We start from the raw sequence: 3,684 nt of genomic DNA on the forward strand, positions 1-3,684 counted from the left end.
GAGTACGACGCCACGGTCGAGACGACCGACGACAGGCAGGGCGTCGGCATCTCCGGGGACCCCGAAACCGTCTCCCACGTCGCACGCCGGGTGGCGGATACCGCCATCGACACCTTCCACTGGGAGGACCCGGCCCCGCGCGGGGCACTGTTCGATGGCGTCGTCAGCGACACCCTCGGAAGCGGTGCCGTCGTGGACCTCGGCGACGACCGCGGCAAGGGCTTCCTCCCGTTCCGCGCCATCGACCGTCGAATCGACGACGGCGACCACGTTCGCGTGCAGGTCCACGACCCCGAACCGCCGTGGTCGCGCGACCGCTCCCTCCTCGGAACCGACGTGCAGGTGTTCGGCGGCGTCGCCAGCCTCTCGAAAGGGGTGAACGAAGTCGTCGCCAGCGCGCCGGACGACGCCAGCAGGCGCGAACTCGCCCGCACGACCGAGATGCTTCCGACGGACGTTCCCGACGAGTGGGGCGTCCGCTGGGAGTACGCCGCGGCCGACGCCACGCTGGACGAGATGAACGCCGCCCTCTCCGCGGCCGTCGAACGGGCCGAAACCATCGACGGCGCGCTGGCCGAGGAGACCGACGTTGACGGTCCGCGAACCGTCGCCGCACCCGAGGAAACGGCGTGGCTGTGGTTCGGCCGCGAATCCCGATTCGAACTGGACGAGACTCGCCGGGAGGTCACGACGACGCTCCCCGGCCATCACCGAATCAAGGCCGCCGACTCGTCGGCGAGCACGGCGGTCGATTTCGCGGAGGACCTCTACGGCGACAGCGAGGAGGCGTTCGACGGGATGCCGACCGGCGCGACCCTTCGCGGGTTCGGCCCCGATGCGGACGACGAGGTGTTCATCGACCACGGCAAGCCCGACGGTCGCTGTTTCTCGTTGGGCAAAGGGGCCGTCGCGGAGGCGGACCCCGAGGCCGGAAAGTACACCGTCCGACGCGAGATGGGGAGTTCGGGGACCTACGACGCCATCGGCACCGACCGCGAGCGCGGCGACGTGGCAATCACGAAGTTCCGCGAGGGCAGATGGTGGTATCCGACGGCCTACCGGAGCGCGGACGGCGAGTCGAAGGGCACCTACGTCAACGTCTGCACGCCCGTCGAACTGTTCCCCCGGTCGGTCCGCTACGTGGACCTCCACGTCGATGTCGTCAAACGCCCCGACGGAACCGTCGAGCGGGTGGACGACGACGAACTCGACGCGGCCGTCGAAACGGGCCACATCTCCGAGGAACTCGCCGAAAAGGCCCGAAGCGTCGCGGCAAGCGTCGAGAAAGTGCTCTCGAAATAGCGCAAACAGCGGGCATTGGCCGGTGACACGACCGCCGGAAACGGCTGATGACACAACCGCCGGAAACGGCCGATGACACAGCCCCCTCGTCGCTAGTATTCTCACCGGAAAATCGAAGATTTTCCGGGCCGACGACTGAATGGAGATGGCCGACGCGCGGTACGCGTCGGCCTCGAAATGAAGAAGGAGTGCTTTTGGTCCAGCTTTTACAGGAAGCCCGTGGAAGCGCCGACGGTTGCCGTCGGCGCTTCCACTTGCGAACGTCGTAAAAGGTGGTGCTTTAGAAGTGCTCGTTCTCGCCCGGCGTGTTCAGTTTCCCGCCGCGTCCGCCCTCGGAGCGGTCGATGCCCATGACGCTCTCGGCTTGGTCCGTCTTCCACTGGCTGGTGCCGTCGTCGGCGATGCGGACGGTCACGTCGTCCACCTCGTCGAACTTCTTGAGGAGTTCGACTTCGATGTTCTGGGAGGTGATCGGGGTGATGGAACACCCGCCGCAGGCACCGCCGAGTTCGATGACGACCTCGCCCGATTCGGGGTCCGCTTTCCGAACCGCGCTCGTCCCGCCGTGCATCTGGATGATGGGCATCTGGGCGGTGAGCCAGCGTTCGACCCGTGACGTGAGGTCGTCCGCCGACTCCGCGGCGTCGGTCGCGCTGTTCTCGCTCATACCGTATCGTAGGAACTCGAAGTATGGTAAGCTTGGGGTTCGCGGTCGTGATTTCGGCGGAAATCGTTCCCGAGCAATCGGCTCAGTTTTGCCCCCGGAAGCGCTTCCAGACGCCGGCCCCGAGTATCGACAGCCCGGCGACGCCCGCGCCGAATCGGCCTTCCTTGGTCAACGAGGTCCCGCCGTCGCCCGAGTCCGTGGTCCCGTCGCCTCCCGTGACGGGTTTCGAGGTCGTGGTTTCCGAGGCGGTTCCCGTCCCGGTGAGCGACGGTGGGTTTCGTTGTTGGCCCCCGCGGTTCGGGAAGGTGTAGAGACCGCCTCGGCCGTCGCCCTCCTGACCCATGCTGCCGCCGATGAACACGTCGCCGGAAACGCGCTGGGCGGTCCAGAACGCGGCTTCGCTGGGCTTTCGCCACCACGCGAGTTCCGTCGGGTTTGCCGGGTCGCTCACGTCGAACAGCTTCACGCCGCCGCTGTACCACGACGTGTAGAGGCGGTCGCCGACGAAATCGAAGTTGTGCGAAGTCGTCCACCCAGTTGCCGAACTCCCCTGCCCGCACTCGTGGCAGTCGTGGCCCGACGCGACGCCGACCGGCGAGAGCGATGCGGCGACCGACGAGAGCGACGCCGCGAAGTCGTAACTCGGGTCGTCGGTCTTCGGCGGCCGAATGGTCGTAAGCTTTCGCGGCGTCGTCACGTCTGAGATGTCCCAGAGGTCGATGCCGCCCGGACCGGTCGTGTCGGGGCCGTCGGTGTCCCACGCCTCCTTGTTGCAGGCGAGCAGGGAGGCGTCCTCGTTCGTCATCACGAAGTGGGCGTTTCCCGGCAGGCCGATGACCGCTTCCTGTTCCTGCGAGGACGGAATCGAAGCGAGGTCGTCCGGCGACCGCCCGCCGAAGTGCGAGACGTGCGTGGGTCGTTTCGGATCGGACACGTCTACGACCCACGTTCCGGCGTCCCACTGCGCGAGGTACGCCCGTCCGTCGTGGACCCAGACGTCGTGCAGCGTCCGCACCCATGAGTCCACGTCCCCCCAGTCCTCGTCGTAGTCCACCATCGACCACCGGCCGACTTCCGTCGGCGAGTCGTTCGATACGTCCACCAGCACGAGCGGATTTCCGTCCCCATCGTTGCCGGTGAGGTAGGCGATGTCGTCCTTCAGGAAGGCGTTGTGAATCGGAAACGTCGTCTCGTGGAACGCCACACGTTTCGGGTCGGTCGGGTCGCGCACGTCGTACAGCAGGACGCCGTGCACCGCGTCGCTTCCGATGGGGTTCGCGGGACCGGCGACGAGCAGTCGGTCCCCGTCCACCTTCGCGTCCCAAATTTGGAGGAGCGGGCCGCCGTCTCGCTGGGCGAGGAGGTCGTGGCGCTCTGCCATCACCGTCGGCTGTTTCGGGTTTCGGATGTCCACCGTTGCGAATCCGTCCGTGGTGGCGACGAACGCGGTCTTCCCGTCGTTTCCGACCACCGCTTCCTTGGCGTTCGTGATGGCGACCCGTCCGAGCGGCCGGTACGCTTCGGTGTCGGCGACGCCATCCGATACAACCCCACCCGACGCGAACAGAGACGCGGCCCCACCCCCAACAGCGGCGGTACGGAGAAACTCTCGCCGATGCATGACGCGGTAATCGGTCGGGAACGGAATAAAGACGAGGGTGGTGAAACGATGGCTGGACCGTTCGTGCTGGATGCCGGTTCCGACCTAGCCGGAG

Annotated in this window: 3 protein-coding genes; 1 reads left to right on the forward strand and 2 read right to left on the reverse strand. The window is 66.8% G+C overall.

Features of this window, described 5'->3' with window-relative positions; all coding sequences use genetic code 11:
* Positions 1 to 1,302, forward strand: a 1,302-nt coding sequence (locus BG842_RS10120) for a DUF402 domain-containing protein (RefSeq protein ID WP_069450644.1), incomplete at its 5' end; no start/stop codon positions are given.
* Positions 1,303 to 1,582: 280 nt separating this feature from the next.
* On the opposite strand, the gene BG842_RS10125 is transcribed toward BG842_RS10120, so the two are convergent.
* Together BG842_RS10125 and BG842_RS10130 are read right to left on the reverse strand one after the other, a co-directional pair.
* The gene (locus BG842_RS10125; protein WP_069450645.1) at positions 1,583 to 1,969 is read right to left on the reverse strand and encodes a NifU family protein; all 387 of its coding nucleotides are present in this window, start codon (positions 1,967 to 1,969) and stop codon (positions 1,583 to 1,585) included.
* Positions 1,970 to 2,051: 82 nt separating this feature from the next.
* On the reverse strand, positions 2,052 to 3,590 hold the full coding sequence (locus BG842_RS10130; RefSeq protein WP_069450646.1) for an LVIVD repeat-containing protein: 1,539 nt from the start codon (positions 3,588 to 3,590) through the stop codon (positions 2,052 to 2,054).
* Positions 3,591 to 3,684: the final 94 nt, after the last annotated feature.

The sequence above is a fragment of the Haladaptatus sp. W1 genome (assembly GCF_001723155.1).
Classification (GTDB): Archaea; Halobacteriota; Halobacteria; order Halobacteriales; family Haladaptataceae; genus Haladaptatus; species Haladaptatus paucihalophilus.